Genomic DNA, 15,853 nt, shown 5'->3' on the forward strand with positions numbered 1-15,853 from the left:
CCGTTGGATCGGCCCAGTTCAAAGATTACCCCGTTGCCAGCATGCGAGCCAGACGTGTTACATAAGCGGCGGAAATCGCCGCGACATTGCTGTGGTTATCGCCTCTCGCTGCGCCGTGAGGTCGCGGGTATGCAGCGATTCGCCCGGTCCAAATGCGTTTTAACGGGCGGCGACAGGCAGTTTTCCGCAAACCGACACAACAGCGAATGGGAGCCGTCGATGCCCCGCCGACACAACGATCCTTCGCATGCGCCAGAAAAAAGTGGCAAAAGCGCGAAAAACGGCAAAATTCGCGCCGGTATCGGCGGCTGGACGTTCGAACCCTGGCGCGGCGTCTTCTATCCGGACGATCTCGCGCAGGCCAAGGAACTCGGCTACGCGAGCCGCCAGCTGCCCGTGATCGAAATCAACGGCACCTACTACAGCACGCAGAAGCCGCAGACGTTCGCGCGTTGGGCCGCGGAAACGCCGGACGAGTTCGTCTTCACGCTGAAGGGTCCGCGCTACGCCACGAACCGGCGTGAACTCGGCGGCGCTGGCGAGTCGATCACGAGATTTCTGGAGTCGGGTGTCACCGAACTCGGCCACAAGCTCGGCCCCCTGCTCTGGCAGTTCGCGCCGACGAAAAAATTTGACGAAGCCGACTTCGGAGCATTTCTCGATCTGCTTCCGGAAAAATTCAACGGACGAAAACTGCAGCATGCGGTCGAGGTTCGGCACGATTCCTTCTCGACGCCGGCTTTCGTCGATCTTGCTCGGAAGAAATCGGTCGCGATCGTATTTGCAGATCACGCGAAGTATCCGGCCATCGCGGATGTGACCGGCGATTTCGTTTATGCGCGCCTGCAGACCGGTAAGGACGATATTCCGACGGCGTACACGCCCAAGGCGCTCAACGAATGGGTTGCGCGGGCGAAGGTTTGGGCTGAGGGCGGCGTGCCGGATGACCTGCACGTCGCCGAGCCGGATGCGAAGCTGAAACAGAAAGCGCGCGACGTCTTCGTGTTCTTCATTCACGAAGGAAAGGTTCGCGCGCCGCACGCCGCGATGGCATTCATGGAGCGTCTGACGCGCAAGCCGCGCGCATAGTTGCCAGTGCTATTGCCCTGTGGTTCGCTTGGCGCGAGCGCGCTGCGTCCTTGCGGCTCGCGTCTCGCGCTGGCGCGCGTCGAGGTATCGTGCACCGGGATAATTGCCGCTCGGCGCGCCCCAGGTGCGGATCAGGTCAGCATCATATTCGCTGACGAGACCGGCGCGATAGTTTCCGCGCGCATGCTCGACCTCGAAAAGCGTCTGGGCCTGCGCGGCGCCTGAACAGAAACCTAGCGCCGCCACCATTGTGCAAAAGCCGAAGCGTCTCACGGTTGTCACCATCGCCTAACTGCTGAAGTCGGCCGCTCCGCAATGTGTGCGGAGGGCCAAGCTTGCATATGATTCCCGATTACGACGTCGGGCGGTGTCGGCCTGCTCAGTATTCCGGACAGACGCGGGCGCGCAGTCTGCGGCTGTAGTAGCAGGTGTCGTAGCCGTAATCGTATCCGTAGTCGTCATAATAGTAATCGTTGAAATAGGGGTAACCGCCCCAATACGCGAAGTAGGGATACCCGCGACGGTGCCCGTAGCCTCCGTGCCAGCCGCCGTGACCCCAACCGCCTCCGCCATGTCCCCAGCCGCCACCACCGTGGCCCCAACCACCGCCACCGTGCCCGAAGCCGCCGCCGCCGTGACCCCAGCCGCCACGAACAAGCGTTGTCTGATTGTGTGCGGCGGGAGTTGCCGTCGCCAAGCCGCCCGGCGCCGCGATTGCGGGTGCGGACAAGCTCATGAGGGCTGCTGTGAGCCCGCCCAAGATCAAATGCGTGCGCGCCATGAATTTCTCCTATTCAGGATCGAGTTCGAAATGTTTGCGCAATGGATCGAGGTCGCCGGTGAGATGGGCCGAGAGGTCGATCGCCTTCAAAGCATTAGCTCCGATGCCGGGTGAAACAGGCATGCAAATGCTGCTGACCAGATCGGCGGCAAAACAAGCCGTCGGCGTGTAACAAGGCGCGTCACTCAGATCAGACTATCGGAAGAGCGCGACGCGATGAGCAAACCGGCAATCACACATAGCAAGCGATAGCATCACGGGCAGCATAACAGGCACAATTCACTGCCTCGACCTTGCCACGTTGCTGCGGCGAATCTGGTAAACAGAAATAGAATCGGGGTTCGATGCTCTCGCGGCGCGCCCTGCTCTTATGCTGCATCAACGACGGAGCGAAAAATGTCGGACCGGACACAACTCGCAATTGGCCGCAACTCCATTTCGGTCCCGCGCCTGACGAAACGTGCGGTGGAAGCCGGCGTTGCGACGGCGCTCACGTCTTGCGTCGCGCTTCTCATTCTCGTCTTGAACAACGTGCTCACCGGACGCGGCGGCTGGGTGAACGGTTTCGACGTCTGGTATTCCTATATGCGACAGCCGGCGATCTTGGGCACCATGATCCTGACGGCTTTGACGACGTCGCTGTTCCTTGCATGGCAGCGTGATCGCGGCGCTCGCTAAGTCGAAGGCGCTTTCTCGCAGCCAATAGAAAAGGCGAGGCCCTAGCCTCGCCTTCGATTTATTTGGCGCCGATGGACGACGGCCGCCTCAGCCTTTCAGTGCGGCGTTGCACTTGCTGTAATAACCGCCGCCCTTCTGAATCCATTTCAAGCCGGCGTTGCCGTTGTTGGCTTTGTTGGCCTTGTACTGATCAAGACACGTGTGCATGCGGGCTTTGCCGGCAGTCTCTTTCGCGTACTTGGGATCGACCGACTTCGGGAATACCGCGCCGCCTGCGGTTGTGGTCGCGGGCGCTTCCATTGCAGCATCGCCCCCGGCGCATTCCGTTTTGCGGAAGTCATTCCAGGATTTGCCGTTCAGGGTGCCGGCCGTTTTTGCGGCCTGGTATTTCGTGCTGCATTCCTTGCTCGTCAGCGCCGCGCTCGGTCCGGCGGTGGCGAGTGCGAAGGCTCCGAGCGCAGCTGCGGAGAGGAAAATGCGAGAGATCATTGGTAGTCTCCATTGGGCGGCGGCGAGGCGCAGGCAACCGCGCTCGGCGCGTCGGACGTTGCTGGTGCAGGGGTTGCCGTTTTACTCCTAACGGACCTTCGGGGAAACATATAAGGTGCTGTCAGGGTTGCTCAAATACGAAAGACTTGTGCTTACGAAAAAGTATACCCCCTCGCTCAAATTCGAGCATCTCGAAGCTCGGGCCCTTGCACGCCTTCCGGATGGATTCATGCCTGCCCCGAAACGCTTAACCGGTGTGATCGTCAGTTGCGTCGCCGCCGCACTGGCCTGGCCAAGTTTTGCTGCGGCGCCGTCGGACACCGAAGCAAAGGACGCTGCACGCTCCGCCGTCGCGCAGATGACGCCGCACGACGTCGGCTCCCGCTATGGTCAGGCGCTCGGCGCGATCGAAATATGCCAGGGCGCGCAAACGACGGTCAAAGTGCCGGCCCTCAACACGATTTACACGGGCGCCGACCTGCAGACGTTCCAGGCGCAGGCGTCTCGCATTTTCAACGCGTGGATCAAGCTCAAGCAGTGCGGAACGCTCGACGATCCGAACGAGTGCCGGGTGGTGGTCGAAGAGAGTTGCGCCGCGGCGCTTATCGAGATCGGGCCGACCGGCACGGTGTTCCCGGGCCTGCTCGAAGGGCCGGGCCGCTAGGGAACGAGGGCTGCGCGCTCCAGCCTGAAATGGTTATCGTCTGCAGCGCCGCCGCGCGACGAAAGCCGCCGCCTCGAAAAGATTTGCCCCGCCCGGCGTTGCCCGCTATGGCCGATTGCCAAAAGGAGCCGAAGATGGCGGATTTATCGAAGTTAACGATCGGTTCGAAAGGGACGTCGAGTGCGCTTGTGGTCGAGCAACGTCTCGCGCCCGCCGTCGGCAGCGGCATCGCGCCCGTGTTTGCAAGCCCGATGCTCATCGCTCTGATGGAAGCGGCGGCGGTGGATTGCATCGAAGCGCACCTGCCGGAAGGACATCAAAGCCTCGGCGTGCACCTTGATGTGACGCACGCGTCGCCGACGCCGCTCGGTTTCACCGTTACAGCGACCGCAACGCTGAAAGCCGTCGAAGGCCGCAAGCTGAGTTTCGACGTCGTTGCAAGCGATGGTATCGATCAGATCGGATCCGGCTCGCATACGCGCGTCGTCGTCGATACCGCCAGGTTCATGGCGCGTCTAACTGCTAAATCCCTGCAACAAACCTGACAATCGGCCGTCGGCCCTTTAGACGACGGAATCAGGACTTACGTTTTTGAATATGGGCGACTGCTTTCGGAGCTTGCAATTCATGCGACCGGGTCTTTTCTCAGCCGCGGCTTTTCTCTCGCTCGTTGTCCTCGGACAGCCCGCTGCTGCCGCCGATTGCACGGCCAATGATTTCGCCGAAGTCGTCGATCAATCCGGAGCAAGCTTGCGCGCGCTGACGCTCGACGCGCAACCCAAAATCCAAGAACGCTTGCGGCGTTACAAGGCCGCGAAGAAGCTCTCCAACGAAAGCTCCGAGGAGACGGCTCTCGACGCGGTCAGAGATTCAACGCTCGATGACCTGGACAAAAAGAGTGCGGAACTGCTGCTGACAGTCGACTCGCTCGGCCGGGTTCCCGATGGTGCGGTGCCTGACTGCTCCAAGCTTCCGCAGGTCAGATCGGCAGCCGCCGAACTCAACAAGGTCATCAAGGCGAAGTCCGACCACATCATCAGGCGCCTCGACGAAAAGATCGCCGAGGCTGAGCCGCAGGCTCCAGCGGCGACGCACGAGACGGCATCGCAGCCGCCCGAAAAAGCGAAGCCCGAGCAGCACGCCGCCACAGCACCCGTCAAACACGCGGAACCCGCGCCGCCTGCCGCAAAGCCTCCGGTTACGTCGCCGTGGACGGCCGACACGAAGCCGGACGACGCTTACAAAACGCCTGACCTCGCGATGCGCGAACAAGGCGGCGCGGCCTCACCTCCGGCGGCTGAAGCGGACGGCTATTCGATCGACGAGGTTCGCGAGGCGACGCGCGGTTTCTTCGGCACGATCTCGACCAACCTCGCCAGCGTCATCGAGCACGCCTTCAAGGAAATGGGGCGGCCGACGGGCTACGTGCTCGGCACCGAAGGCGGCGGCGCGTTCTTCGCTGGCCTTCGGTTCGGCAAGGGCTCGCTCTACATGCGCAACGAGCGCGATGTGCGCGAGGTTTATTGGCACGGACCTTCAGTCGGCACCGACTTCGGAGCCTCGGGGTCGAGGACGCTGTTCCTCATCTACCGGATGAACAATTCCGACGACATCTACCGCAACTTCACCGGCATCGACGGGTCGGCTTATTTCGTCGGCGGCGTCGGTTTGACGTTGCTGAAGGGTGGGCAGGTCATCATGGCGCCGATACGGTCCGGTGTCGGCGTGCGGATCGGAGCAAATCTCGGGTATGTGCGCTTCACACGGCAACCGACGTGGAACCCATTCTGACGATCAAAGAAACTGACGATCAAAGAAAAAGGCCCGGTCGAAACCGGGCCTTTTCGTATTTCCACCGATCGTTCAAGCGATCTCAATAGCTGTTGGAATAGCCGGGAGAAACCTGCCGCTGCGCTTGGCGGTAGACGTATTCGCCGTTCTTGCGCCGATAGACTTTCATCAGCTTGCCGTCGATGTAGACGTGGCCCTTCGGTGCCTTCTTGCGCGTGAAGCGCGGATTGTAGGCTGAGTCATCGCTGCTATCGCCCCAGAACCAGCTTCCGCTGTCGGCGTACCGCGGCTTGCGATCTTCTTCGCTGCGGCTCGCAATCTGAGTGCCGCCTTTCCAGTTCGGGCGGCCGTGAACGCTGACGCGCGTCCGGCTATAGCCGTGACGCTGGACGAGATTGTAGAACGTCGCGGCGTTGCCCGGCGCGAGCCTGATGCATCCGTGCGATGCCGGGCTGCCGAGATATTTCGTGTGCGAAGTTCCATGCACGGCGACGCCGCCGTTGATGAAGACGGCGTGCGGCATCGGCGCCATGTCGTATTTGCGCGAGTACCACATCTTCGCAGTCCACTGCGGATGGAAGTTGCCGGTCGGCGTCGCGAACGCGGCCACACCGGACGAGATCGGCCAGCTATAGCGCGCCTCGCCGTTGACTTTGACGGTCATCGTCTGGCGCGTGAGATCGATTGATGCCGTCAGCGTCGGCGGCAAAGGTTTCGGCTTCGGTTTGGGCTCGACGGCAGCGGCTTCCGTTGCGTCTGCGCCCTTCTCCGGCGCGGCAGTCGCGCTCGCGGCACTGCCGGCATTTTCACTGGTTCCGATCTCCTGAGCTGATACAGGAACAATCGGCAAAACAGCGAACAGCAACGCTGCCAAGGTTCGTGCGCGCAACATAACTCTCTCCCTACGCAATACGGCGGAGCCCACCTATCTCTATCACAAGATGCGACCGAGTAGGCCAGATCGTGCTTGTTATCGGGGAATATTCTAAACCAGATACTTACGAGCGACATGTTGCTCATGCGCCCGGCGCATGCGACGTGCCCTTTTATTGTGCGGGAATTACTGTCCCAGAAAGCCGGTCTCTAGTGCGAATTTTTAATGTGTTCGTAGCCGGCGAGCGCGCGGGCGCGGGCTTCACCATGCTCGACGATCGGATTTGGGTATGATTTCCCGAGTTTAACGCCGGCTTCCATGAGCGTGCCGGAATCGGCTTTCCACGGTGCGTGAATGATTTGCCGGGGCAATTTCGCGAGTTCCGGAACCCAGCGGCGGACATAGTCGCCATCGGGATCGAATTTCTCGCCCTGCAAGACCGGGTTGAATATACGAAAATAAGGCGCCGCGTCGGCGCCGGAGCCCGCAACCCACTGCCAGTTCGCCGAATTGTTTGCGAGATCGGCGTCAACGAGCGTGTCCCAGAACCAGGCTTCGCCGGTTTGCCACGGAATGAGCAAGTGCTTGATGAGAAACGACGCGGTGATCATGCGCACGCGATTGTGCATGTAGCCCGTCGCCCATAGCTCGCGCATTCCGGCGTCGACGATCGGATATCCGGTCTGCCCGGTTTGCCATGCTTTGAGATGCTTGGCGTTCCCGTGCCAGGGAAATGCCGAGAATTCCGGCCGAAACGGCTCCTCGGGCAATTCGGGAAAATGAAACAAAAGACCGGCGGAGAATTCACGCCAAAGAAGCTCTTTGAGAAATGTCTCGGCCGCATTGTCCGAGCCATTGGTTTTGCCGCCAGCGTGTGCCGCCGCATGCCAGCATGCAGCGGGCGAGATTTCGCCGAACGCGAGATGCGGCGACAATCGCGACGTGCCGGGCGTCGCCGGACAATTGCGGTCGCGCGCATACGATTTCAGCGCAGTTCGCACAAAATCGGAAAGCCGTTTGCGTGCGCCGGCTTCGCCCGGCTGCCAGGCCGCTGCGAAACCTTTCGACCAGTCGGGCTTTTGCGGGTGCAACGCCCAGTCGCGCAGACGTTCGCTTTTGGGCTGTTTCTCAAGCGTCGCGATGCGTTCGGGCGCGCGCACGGATTTCGCCGGAACGAGGTCTTTCATGATGGCGCGCGAAAATGGCGTGTAAACCTTGTAAAATCCGCCGTTGGACGTGCGCATGTCTTCAGGCTCGCGAAGCAGGCGGCCCCCGAAGCGGCGGCACGCGACGTTGGCGTCGTCGAGCTTTGTTTTCAGCCGCTGCTCGAGCGCGACTGCCCACGGCTCATAGCTGCGGGTGAAGTAAACGGCGGCTGCTCCGGTCTCCTCGATCATGCGCAGCAACTCGGTCTCGCTGTCGCCACGACGAAGCACGAGCGGGCCGCCGCGACTTGCGAGATCGCCCGCAAGCGCAGCGAGGCTTTTATCCAGCCACCAGTGCGACGCGCCGCCCATCTTCCATTGTTTGGGTGACGCATCGTCGAGAATGTAGAGCGGTAGGATCGGAGCGCCAGTATGGACCGCCGCCACGAGCGCCGCGTGATCTCCAAGCCGAAGGTCGTTGCGGAACCAGAGAACGATTGGCTTGTCATGCATGATTTTATCGCAGCGTCCCAATCCGACTGAATTCGGATAACGCTTTCGGGGCCGCTGCGTTCTTGCGGCAAGACGTCAGTTGCCAAACAAAAAGTCGAAGATCGTTTTCGGTTTTGGCGCGCGGCGCTGACGCGTTTCCCGCGATTCCCAAGAATCGTAGCGCCGTTGCGGAACAGGAGCGGCCGCCGCAACCGCGACGGTGCGCAGCTGATACTCGTCGGTTACGCCGTCGACGCTCGCGACTTGCAGGTGGTCGCCGTCCCACGTCCAGGTCGCGACGCGAGCGCCCTGCTTGTTGGGCTGGATCGCGATCACCTTCGCCGCTGCGATATCGACGATGGCTGCGAGTTCGGTGTCCTCTGGGCCGTTCTTGCCCGGCATGCTACCGCCCGAAAAGCGCAGGATACCGTAGCTCGCGTAGGGGGCTGTTTTCACCTCCCAGTCGAGCAGCTTCGGCAAGCCTTCGCCGATCATTTCGAGCGGCACGCGAATTTGCCCGTAGTCGTCGCTCACGGCGGTATATGTCTTTCCGTTCTGGACGACATGCCACTTCGGGATATCGAGCGACGGCTGCGGTTTGTCATCGCCGTCATCGATCGGTGCGCCCAGCCGCTTCAGCGCGTCGGCCGCGAACTGCCAGCTCGGCTTCAGTTGCAGCACACGTCGCAGATCGGCGATCGCGGTGTCGGCATGGCCGCTTGCCTCCGCGATCTCGCCGCGCGCCCAGAGCGCTTCGGGCGAATTCGGATCGAGCTTGATCGCCGTTTCGACGTCCTTCGCTCCGATGTCAGGCTGGTTGTTCTGTTTGTAGACGACGGCGCGGAACGCATATGCGACCGGCGATCGCGGATCGAGTTCGATGGCGCGGTTCAAGTCCGCATAGGCTTCGTCGGAGGCTTCGGCGAAGCTGTTGGCGAGGCCGCGCCCTTCGAACGCCGCGCTCGCGTTGGGATCGAGTTCGATGGCGCGGGAGAAATCCTTCAAGGCCGAGGCGGTATTGGCATTCAGCAGATAGGCGTAGCCGCGAACGACGTAGAGTTCGGTGTTGTTGACGTCGAACGCGATGGCGCGGGACAAGTCCTCGATCGCGTCGTCGCGCAGACCGATAGTCATCCGCGCTTCGGCGCGGTTGCGATAAGCGGTCGCAAAGCGCGCATCAGCGCTGACCGCACGCGAAAAATCGCGGATGGCGGCATGCGGCTTATCGGTCGCGAGATAGGCCAAGCCGCGCCCGGACAGCGGCGGCGCGCTGGCCGGCAACAGTTCGATCGCCTTCGTGAAATCACGGATTGCGACCGCGGGCTTGCCGAGCTTCATCTCGGCGTTGGCGCGATTGGAATATGCAGCGGCGTAGCCCGGCGCGAGCACGAGCGCCCGGTCGAAATCCTTCATCGCCTCGTCGAGCTGACCGACGGCCACGAGCAGGTTGCCGCGATTGTTGTAAGCAACGGGGTATTCGGGAAACAGCTCGACCGCGTGATTGTAGTCTTCGAGCGCCAGCTTGATCTGGCCGAGCCGTGCGTTGGCGACGGCGCGATCATTCAGGATCGTCGCGCGGCGGTCGTTGGCGAGGCCCGTGTCGCGCAGCGCTTCCGTGTAGGCCGTCACCGCGGTCGCAACGTCGCCGCGCACCATTTGCGCTGCGCCCTGCTCGGCGGCGGACGGCTGCGGCACGCCTTCGGCGGCCTGCACTCCGCTCGTGACGAAAGCCGACGCAACGAGTATCTGCGCGAGGCGTAGTGGCCGCAGCATTCCTGTCGTTCACCTTTCCAGCCGGACGTCCAAGCGATTCGCCGTACAGTCCTCTTAAATTGCCATTATGGCCCGGCAAGGAGCAATTGCGAACTGCCGCGGCAGTCAGCCTGTTTGACTTATAGGTAGGGCCTGCGTGACGCTGCAAGTCTCGTTTCGGAGACCGTTCCGATGAACCTCTGGCTGCGGCTTTTATGGCTCCTGCTGACGGCGCGGCGACGCGGGCCGGTCAGCCTGCCGCGCGAATCGTCGACGCTGAATTTCCGGGTGTGGCCGCACGATCTCGATCTTTCGTTTCATCTCAACAACGGCCGCTATCTGACGCTGATGGACCTCGGTCGCCTCGACACCATGGTCAGGTCGGGGCTATGGCGCGAGGTGATGCGTCACAATTGGACGCCGATCGCGAGCGCCATCACTATTCGCTTCCAGCGCGAGCTTCGTCCGTTCCAGCCATTCCGTCTCGAAACCAAACTGCTGTGCTGGGATGCGAGCCTCGTCGTCATGGAGCAGATTTTCGTCATCGACGGCGGACCGCGCGACGGTCAGGTCGCAGCGCGGGCGCTGTTCAAGGGCGGCCTCTATGATCGCAAGACGCGAAAGTTCGTCGAAATCGCGCAGCTGATGGCGTTGCTCGGAGTTTCGGAGACGAGCCCGCCCGCGACCTCGGAAGTCGAGGCGTTTCTTCATGCCGACGATCAGCTGAAACAGGCCGGGCGCGTTTAACGCCGTTTGCGGCTGTGAAGATCGGCTAACACCGGCGGCAGAAGCTCAGGCAGATCTTCAGCGATCAGACCGATGCCGAAGCGGCGCGCGCACTCTCCGTGCAGCCAGACCGCCGCGCAGGCAGCTTCGAACGCCGGCATGCGCTGCGCCAGAAGACCGACGACGAATCCGGCCAGTACGTCGCCCGATCCGGCGGTTGCGAGCCAGGGCGGCGCATTCGCGTTGATCGCCGCGCGGCCTTCGGGTTCGGCGATCACCGTGTCGCTTCCCTTGAGAATGACGATCGCTCCGGATCGCTCGGCTGCGTGCCGCGCGCGATCGAGCTTCGAGCCGCCGACATCGCCGAACAGGCGCTTGAACTCGCCGTCGTGCGGCGTCAGGACGACGGGCGCGGAACGCGCTTTGATCGCCGCAAACAAGCTGTCGGCGTTCAGCGTCTTGTCGCCGTTGCGCACCAGGAAGCCCATGCCGGCCTCTCGTTGCGGGCGATCATTGTCGCCGTCGGCAAACGACGTCAGGGCGTCAGCGTCGAGGACGACAGACGCAGAGGATCGCAAGATCGCGAGAACGTCCGCCGCCGTTTCGGCTCCGACGGATGCGCCGGGTCCGATCAGCACGGCGTTGCGCCTCGTATCGGCGAGAAAGTCGGTAAGCGCGGTGGGGCCCGCAACCGAGCGCACCATGATCGACGTGACCTGCGTGGCGATGATGGCGGTTGCGGTCGCATTGCCGACGAGTGTCACGACGCCGGCTCCGGCCCTAATCGCTCCGCGTGCGCCGAGGCGAGCGGCACCGGTTTGCAGTGCCGGCCCTGAGACGACAACGGCATGGCCGCGATCGTATTTATGTCCGGCGTCCTCAGGCCAGCGGAAAGACGACAGCCAGAGGTCCGTCCGGTTTTCGTGCACGGAAGGCTTCAGGGTTTCGAGGACTTTGTCCGGGATGCCGATCTGTGCGACGATGACCTCACCGCAGAGGTCGCGGCCCGGCATCAAAAGATGACCCGGCTTCTTGCGGAAGAACGTCACCGTCCTCCGAGCCTGAACGACCGGCCCGTCGCTTTGCCCCGTCGAACCGTTGAGCCCGCTCGGAACATCGACGGCGATCACCGGGATGCGGCTGGCATTTACGGCCTCGACCAGTTCGGCGGCTTCGCCATCGAGCGGACGCGAAAGTCCGGCGCCGAAGAGCGCGTCGATCACGATGTTCATGCTTTGCAACGCGTCGGGCGATGCAGGGCGAATGGGCAACGGCCAGCGGCGCGCCATCTCGGCGGCGTCGCCCTTCAATGCGGCGCGATCTCCGAGCAGAAAGACCCGCACGTCGAAGCCGCGATCGCGCAAATGGCGGGCCGCGACGAAGCCGTCGCCGCCGTTGTTGCCGGGGCCGCAGAGCGCGACGATGCGGGCGCTCGGGCGCGAGAGATCGGCGGCCAGTTTCAGCGCCGCTTCGGCGACGGCGCGGCCGGCGTTTTCCATCAGATCGAGGCTCGGGACGCCTCCCGCTGCAGCCAGACGATCCGCCTCGGCCATCTCCGTCGTCGACAAAAGTTCGTTCATGCGATGCGCTCGATCCTACGTCAGCGGCGGTCACGGCGCCGCGCCCTCGTCTGCCGCCTGAAATTCAAGCACACGGCTTGTTTTTTAGGCGTATAACTCGATCATGGCTGGCTATTTAATCCGCAGACAACAGCTAAGCCTTTGATTTGTCTTGCATTCCATGCCGGTGCCGAGACTGGCACGGCCCCTGCTAGCTATTTGGCCATTGGGCAGGTGCGGGTCGCCATTCGATATCCTGCCCATCATCAAGGGACGAAAATGAAAAAGATTGAAGCGATCATAAAGCCCTTCAAGCTCGATGAAGTGAAAGAAGCGCTACAGGAAATCGGCTTGCAAGGCATTACTGTGATCGAAGCCAAGGGGTTCGGCCGCCAGAAGGGCCATACCGAACTCTACCGCGGCGCCGAGTATGTCGTCGATTTTCTACCGAAGGTGAAAATCGAGGTCGTGTTGAGCGACGAGATGCTCGACAAGGCCGTCGAGGCCATTCAAAAGGCCGCGAAGACGGGCCGCATCGGCGACGGCAAAATCTTCATTTCGACCATTGAGGACGCCATCCGCATCCGCACCGGTGAATCCGGCCGCGACGCAATCTAACACCGCACGATCGAATTCCGGTTTGAACACATCAATCGGCCAACTCGGCTCGCCCGGAGCCGTAACGCATTGCAAGACAGGGGAGTGTCTATGAAGAACGCAAGTGACGTCCTGAAATTCATCAAGGACAAGGAAGCCAAGTTCGTGGATTTCAGATTCACGGACACCAAAGGCAAGATGCAGCACGTGACGGCCGACGTCAGCTGCGTCGACGACAGCGTGTTCAGCGACGGCTACGCCTTCGACGGTTCGTCGATCGCGGGCTGGAAGACGATCGAAGCGTCCGACATGACGCTGATGCCGGACCCGACGTCGGCGCACATCGATCCCTTCTTCGCGCAGACGACGGTCGTTCTGTTCTGCGACGTTCTCGAGCCGTCGACGGGTCAGCCCTACGAACGCGACCCGCGCTCGATCGCCAAGAAGGCCGAAGCCTACATGATGTCGCTCGGCCTCGGCGACAAAGTCTATTTCGGCCCGGAAGCCGAATTCTTCATCTTCGACGACGTCAAGTTCTCGACGGACATGTACTCGGTCGGCTTCAAGGTCGACTCGAGCGAGCTGCCGACCAACTCGTCGGCCGACATCGAGATGGGCAACCTCGGACACCGTCCGCGCGTCAAGGGCGGCTACTTCCCGGTTCCGCCGATCGACAGCTGCCAGGACATCCGTTCGGAAATGCTGTCGGTGCTGTCGGAGATGGGCGTCTCGGTCGAGAAGCATCACCACGAGGTCGCCGCCGCCCAGCATGAGCTCGGAGTCAAGTTCGGCCCGATGATCATGATGGCCGACCATATGCAGATCTATAAGTACGTCGTGCACAGCGTCGCGCAGGCCTACGGCAAGACGGCGACGTTCATGCCGAAGCCGATCTTCGGCGACAACGGCTCGGGCATGCACGTCCACCAGTCGATATGGAAGGGCGGACAGCCGATGTTCGCGGGCGACAAGTACGCCGACCTTTCGCAGATGTGCCTCTACTACATCGGCGGTATCCTGAAGCACGCGAAGGCGATCAACGCGTTCTCGAACCCGCTGACGAACTCCTACAAGCGTCTCGTCCCGGGTTACGAAGCGCCGGTTCTGCTCGCCTACTCGGCGCGCAACCGTTCGGCGTCGTGCCGCATTCCGCACGTTTCGAACCCCAAGGCGAAGCGCGTCGAAGTCCGTTTCCCCGATCCGGGCGCGAACCCGTATCTCGCGTTCACGGCGATGTTGATGGCGGGCCTTGACGGCATCCAGAACAAGATCGATCCCGGTCCTGCGATGGACAAGAATCTTTACGACCTACCGCCGGCAGAGCTTGCGAAGATTCCGACCGTTGCGGCCTCCTTGCGCGAAGCTCTCGACAGCCTCGACAAGGATCGCGACTTCCTCAAAGCGGGCGGCGTCATGAACGACGACATGATCGACGCCTACATCGCGCTGCGCATGGAAGAGAACATGCGCTACGAGATGACGCCGCATCCGGTCGAGTACGACATGTACTATTCGGTCTGAGGCGACCCAAAGATTTCAGGCACTACCTCAAGGGCGGTTCGAAAGGACCGCCCTTTTCTGATGGGCTCCGAACGCGTCAGTAATAGAGCAGCACGCCGGCGCAGATGGCGATCAGGGCGTAATAGAAAAACTGCCGCTCGCGCACGAGGAACCACGTCACCACGCGGCGCGGAATGTCCGCCCAGTTGTAGCGGCCGAGCGAGCCCAGCATCAGGCCGAAGATCAAGCCCAGCATCAGCGAATTGAATTGCAGGCCATCGGTCAGGGCCTTGAGATTATCCGGCGCATGTCCCGACACCCACGGCAGAACCGCGATGAAAAGCGCCGCCGTCATCGCGCCGAACGCCAGCACCGAAAAAAAAGACAGAACCGATCGCATCATCGCACGCACCTTGCGCGGGGCTGAGCCAATGCAAAAAGCCGGCTCCGTTTTCGACCCTTGCAAGCTAGCGCGATGGCGCAAACAATCTGTTAACCACGCTCGACTGCGCGGCGCTCACGCCTGTCGAGCAGCACGACGGCCACGCCGCAAATGATCATCAAGCCGGTCATGATCGCGACGAAGCCATTCACCGGCGACGCCGTCATCGCCACGCCAGCCGCGAACGGGCCGACGATGGAGCCAGCCTGATACATGACAAGGAACGCGGCGTTGGCGGCGGCGAGATCACCCGGCGCGATGCGCTCACCGATCACCGCGAGGCCCAACGTATAGAAGCCGAGGATGGCGCCGCCGAGCAGGAAGCACACGATCTTCGCCTGGCCGGAACTCGCTAAAGCGAACGGCAAGAGCAGCACAAGCAGCACAAACGCGACGGCGAGGCCGATCGTGACGGCGTGACGCGAGACCTTGTCGGAGAGCCACCCGATCGGGAACTGGAGAGCGATGCCTCCGATCGTCATGGCGCTGAGCAGGCCCAGCGCTTCGTTCTGCGACAGCCCGGCTGCGAGCCCGACGTTCGGGATGAGCGACAGGTTGGTGATTTCGGCGAAACCTCCGATGAATGCCGAGGCCATCGCTGCGGGCGCCATGCGAAGCGCGGACGTGACGTCGCTCGATCCGTCGTGACAGAACTCCGGCGCGAACCGCCGCGCCAGCAATATGGGGATGCTCGCCACCGCCGAGCCCAGCGTCCCGACGATGAATGGCCACGGACCATCGAGCCCGAGATTTTGCAGAATGAACGGTCCTGTCGCAAACCCGGTGAAGAAGACGATCGCATAGACCGCAATGACACGGCCGCGCGTCGACTCTTCGGACACCGAATTGATCCATGTCTCGCCCGCAAGCCAGGGCAGCGCAAATCCGACGCTCATCAGCAAGCGGATGATCAACCACGCTGCAGGCGATTGAAACGCATAGAGCGCAGCGAATCCGGCCGCGCCGGCGAGGCATCCGAGAGCGATGGCGGTAACAGGGCCTAAGCGCACGACGATGCGTGGCAACACGGGAAGGGCCAGCAGAACGGCAATGGCAGGCACGGCGCCCGCGAGCCCAATCATCCATTTGGGCTGCGCCCAAGCCTCGAACGTCAAGGCCGTGAGGGGAAAGCCGATACCGAACGAAAGTCCGACGCCGAACGCGGTCGCTGTGACGGCGGCGAGACTGAGGAGCCGCTGGACTGCTGTAAGATTGAAATCGCTGGTGCGTGTCATCCGGTTCCCTTAGCGGCTCGGACGCGCGCTGTCTTCATT

General features: G+C 62.1%; 17 protein-coding genes. 8 read left to right on the forward strand and 9 right to left on the reverse strand.

Annotated elements, in window-relative coordinates; all coding sequences use genetic code 11:
• Positions 1 to 219: 219 nt before the first annotated feature.
• Positions 220 to 1,089, forward strand: a complete 870-nt coding sequence (locus tag HDEN_RS10875) for a DUF72 domain-containing protein (RefSeq protein ID WP_013216164.1) — start codon at positions 220 to 222, stop codon at positions 1,087 to 1,089.
• A gap of 9 nt (positions 1,090 to 1,098) precedes the next feature.
• Here the strand turns inward: HDEN_RS10875 and HDEN_RS10880 are convergent, their stop codons facing one another.
• Together HDEN_RS10880 and HDEN_RS18375 are read right to left on the reverse strand one after the other, a co-directional pair.
• The gene (locus HDEN_RS10880) at positions 1,099 to 1,374 is read right to left on the reverse strand and encodes a hypothetical protein (RefSeq protein ID WP_013216165.1); all 276 of its coding nucleotides are present in this window, start codon (positions 1,372 to 1,374) and stop codon (positions 1,099 to 1,101) included.
• 94 nt (positions 1,375 to 1,468) lie between these two features.
• Positions 1,469 to 1,870: a hypothetical protein gene (locus tag HDEN_RS18375; protein WP_013216166.1), complete on the reverse strand. Its 402-nt coding sequence runs from the start codon at positions 1,868 to 1,870 to the stop codon at positions 1,469 to 1,471.
• Positions 1,871 to 2,266: 396 nt separating this feature from the next.
• Here HDEN_RS18375 and HDEN_RS10890 point away from each other — a divergent pair, with 396 nt between their 5' ends.
• Positions 2,267 to 2,548 (forward strand): hypothetical protein, encoded by a 282-nt coding sequence (locus HDEN_RS10890; RefSeq protein WP_013216167.1) that lies wholly within the window; start codon positions 2,267 to 2,269, stop codon positions 2,546 to 2,548.
• Between the two features lie 87 nt (positions 2,549 to 2,635).
• Here HDEN_RS10890 and HDEN_RS10895 read toward each other — a convergent pair whose 3' ends face one another.
• A complete protein-coding gene (locus tag HDEN_RS10895; RefSeq protein ID WP_013216168.1) occupies positions 2,636 to 3,037 on the reverse strand; it encodes a hypothetical protein in 402 nt (133 codons plus the stop codon).
• Between the two features lie 229 nt (positions 3,038 to 3,266).
• On the opposite strand from HDEN_RS10895, the gene HDEN_RS10900 reads away from it, so the two are divergent.
• The 3 genes from HDEN_RS10900 (at position 3,267) to HDEN_RS10910 (ending at position 5,492) form a co-directional block, all read left to right on the forward strand.
• Positions 3,267 to 3,701, forward strand: coding sequence for a hypothetical protein (locus HDEN_RS10900; protein WP_150103243.1), 435 nt, complete (start codon positions 3,267 to 3,269; stop codon positions 3,699 to 3,701).
• Between the two features lie 134 nt (positions 3,702 to 3,835).
• On the forward strand, positions 3,836 to 4,246 hold the full coding sequence (locus tag HDEN_RS10905; protein WP_013216170.1) for a thioesterase family protein: 411 nt from the start codon (positions 3,836 to 3,838) through the stop codon (positions 4,244 to 4,246).
• An 82-nt stretch (positions 4,247 to 4,328) separates the two neighbouring features.
• Entirely contained in the window at positions 4,329 to 5,492 is a 1,164-nt protein-coding gene (locus HDEN_RS10910; protein WP_013216171.1) for a DUF1134 domain-containing protein, read from the forward strand.
• Positions 5,493 to 5,574: 82 nt separating this feature from the next.
• Here HDEN_RS10910 and HDEN_RS10915 read toward each other — a convergent pair whose 3' ends face one another.
• The 3 genes from HDEN_RS10915 to HDEN_RS10925 all read right to left on the reverse strand — a co-directional run bounded on the left by HDEN_RS10915 (position 5,575) and on the right by HDEN_RS10925 (position 9,776).
• Positions 5,575 to 6,384: a L,D-transpeptidase gene (locus HDEN_RS10915; protein WP_013216172.1), complete on the reverse strand. Its 810-nt coding sequence runs from the start codon at positions 6,382 to 6,384 to the stop codon at positions 5,575 to 5,577.
• Positions 6,385 to 6,575: 191 nt separating this feature from the next.
• On the reverse strand, positions 6,576 to 8,024 hold the full coding sequence (locus HDEN_RS10920) for a cryptochrome/photolyase family protein (RefSeq protein WP_013216173.1): 1,449 nt from the start codon (positions 8,022 to 8,024) through the stop codon (positions 6,576 to 6,578).
• Positions 8,025 to 8,099: 75 nt separating this feature from the next.
• Entirely contained in the window at positions 8,100 to 9,776 is a 1,677-nt protein-coding gene (locus HDEN_RS10925; RefSeq protein WP_013216174.1) for a tetratricopeptide repeat protein, read from the reverse strand.
• Between the two features lie 171 nt (positions 9,777 to 9,947).
• Here HDEN_RS10925 and HDEN_RS10930 point away from each other — a divergent pair, with 171 nt between their 5' ends.
• Complete coding sequence (locus tag HDEN_RS10930) at positions 9,948 to 10,502, forward strand: thioesterase family protein (RefSeq protein WP_013216175.1); 555 nt, start codon at positions 9,948 to 9,950, stop codon at positions 10,500 to 10,502.
• On the opposite strand, the gene HDEN_RS10935 is transcribed toward HDEN_RS10930, so the two are convergent.
• Positions 10,499 to 12,061, reverse strand: a complete 1,563-nt coding sequence (locus HDEN_RS10935) for a bifunctional ADP-dependent NAD(P)H-hydrate dehydratase/NAD(P)H-hydrate epimerase (protein WP_013216176.1) — start codon at positions 12,059 to 12,061, stop codon at positions 10,499 to 10,501. The genes HDEN_RS10930 and HDEN_RS10935 overlap by 4 nt on opposite strands.
• Positions 12,062 to 12,319: 258 nt before the next feature.
• On the opposite strand from HDEN_RS10935, the gene HDEN_RS10940 reads away from it, so the two are divergent.
• Together HDEN_RS10940 and glnA are read left to right on the forward strand one after the other, a co-directional pair.
• Positions 12,320 to 12,658, forward strand: coding sequence for a P-II family nitrogen regulator (locus tag HDEN_RS10940; protein WP_013216177.1), 339 nt, complete (start codon positions 12,320 to 12,322; stop codon positions 12,656 to 12,658).
• 90 nt (positions 12,659 to 12,748) lie between these two features.
• The gene (gene glnA / locus HDEN_RS10945; RefSeq protein ID WP_013216178.1) at positions 12,749 to 14,158 is read left to right on the forward strand and encodes a type I glutamate--ammonia ligase; all 1,410 of its coding nucleotides are present in this window, start codon (positions 12,749 to 12,751) and stop codon (positions 14,156 to 14,158) included.
• 76 nt (positions 14,159 to 14,234) lie between these two features.
• Here the strand turns inward: glnA and HDEN_RS10950 are convergent, their stop codons facing one another.
• Complete coding sequence (locus HDEN_RS10950) at positions 14,235 to 14,540, reverse strand: hypothetical protein (protein WP_013216179.1); 306 nt, start codon at positions 14,538 to 14,540, stop codon at positions 14,235 to 14,237.
• Between the two features lie 89 nt (positions 14,541 to 14,629).
• Positions 14,630 to 15,814: an MFS transporter gene (locus HDEN_RS10955; RefSeq protein ID WP_013216180.1), complete on the reverse strand. Its 1,185-nt coding sequence runs from the start codon at positions 15,812 to 15,814 to the stop codon at positions 14,630 to 14,632.
• Between the last annotated feature and the right edge of the window lie 39 nt (positions 15,815 to 15,853).

Origin of the sequence: Hyphomicrobium denitrificans ATCC 51888, assembly GCF_000143145.1 — a bacterium.
Classification (GTDB): domain Bacteria; phylum Pseudomonadota; class Alphaproteobacteria; order Rhizobiales; family Hyphomicrobiaceae; genus Hyphomicrobium_B; species Hyphomicrobium_B denitrificans.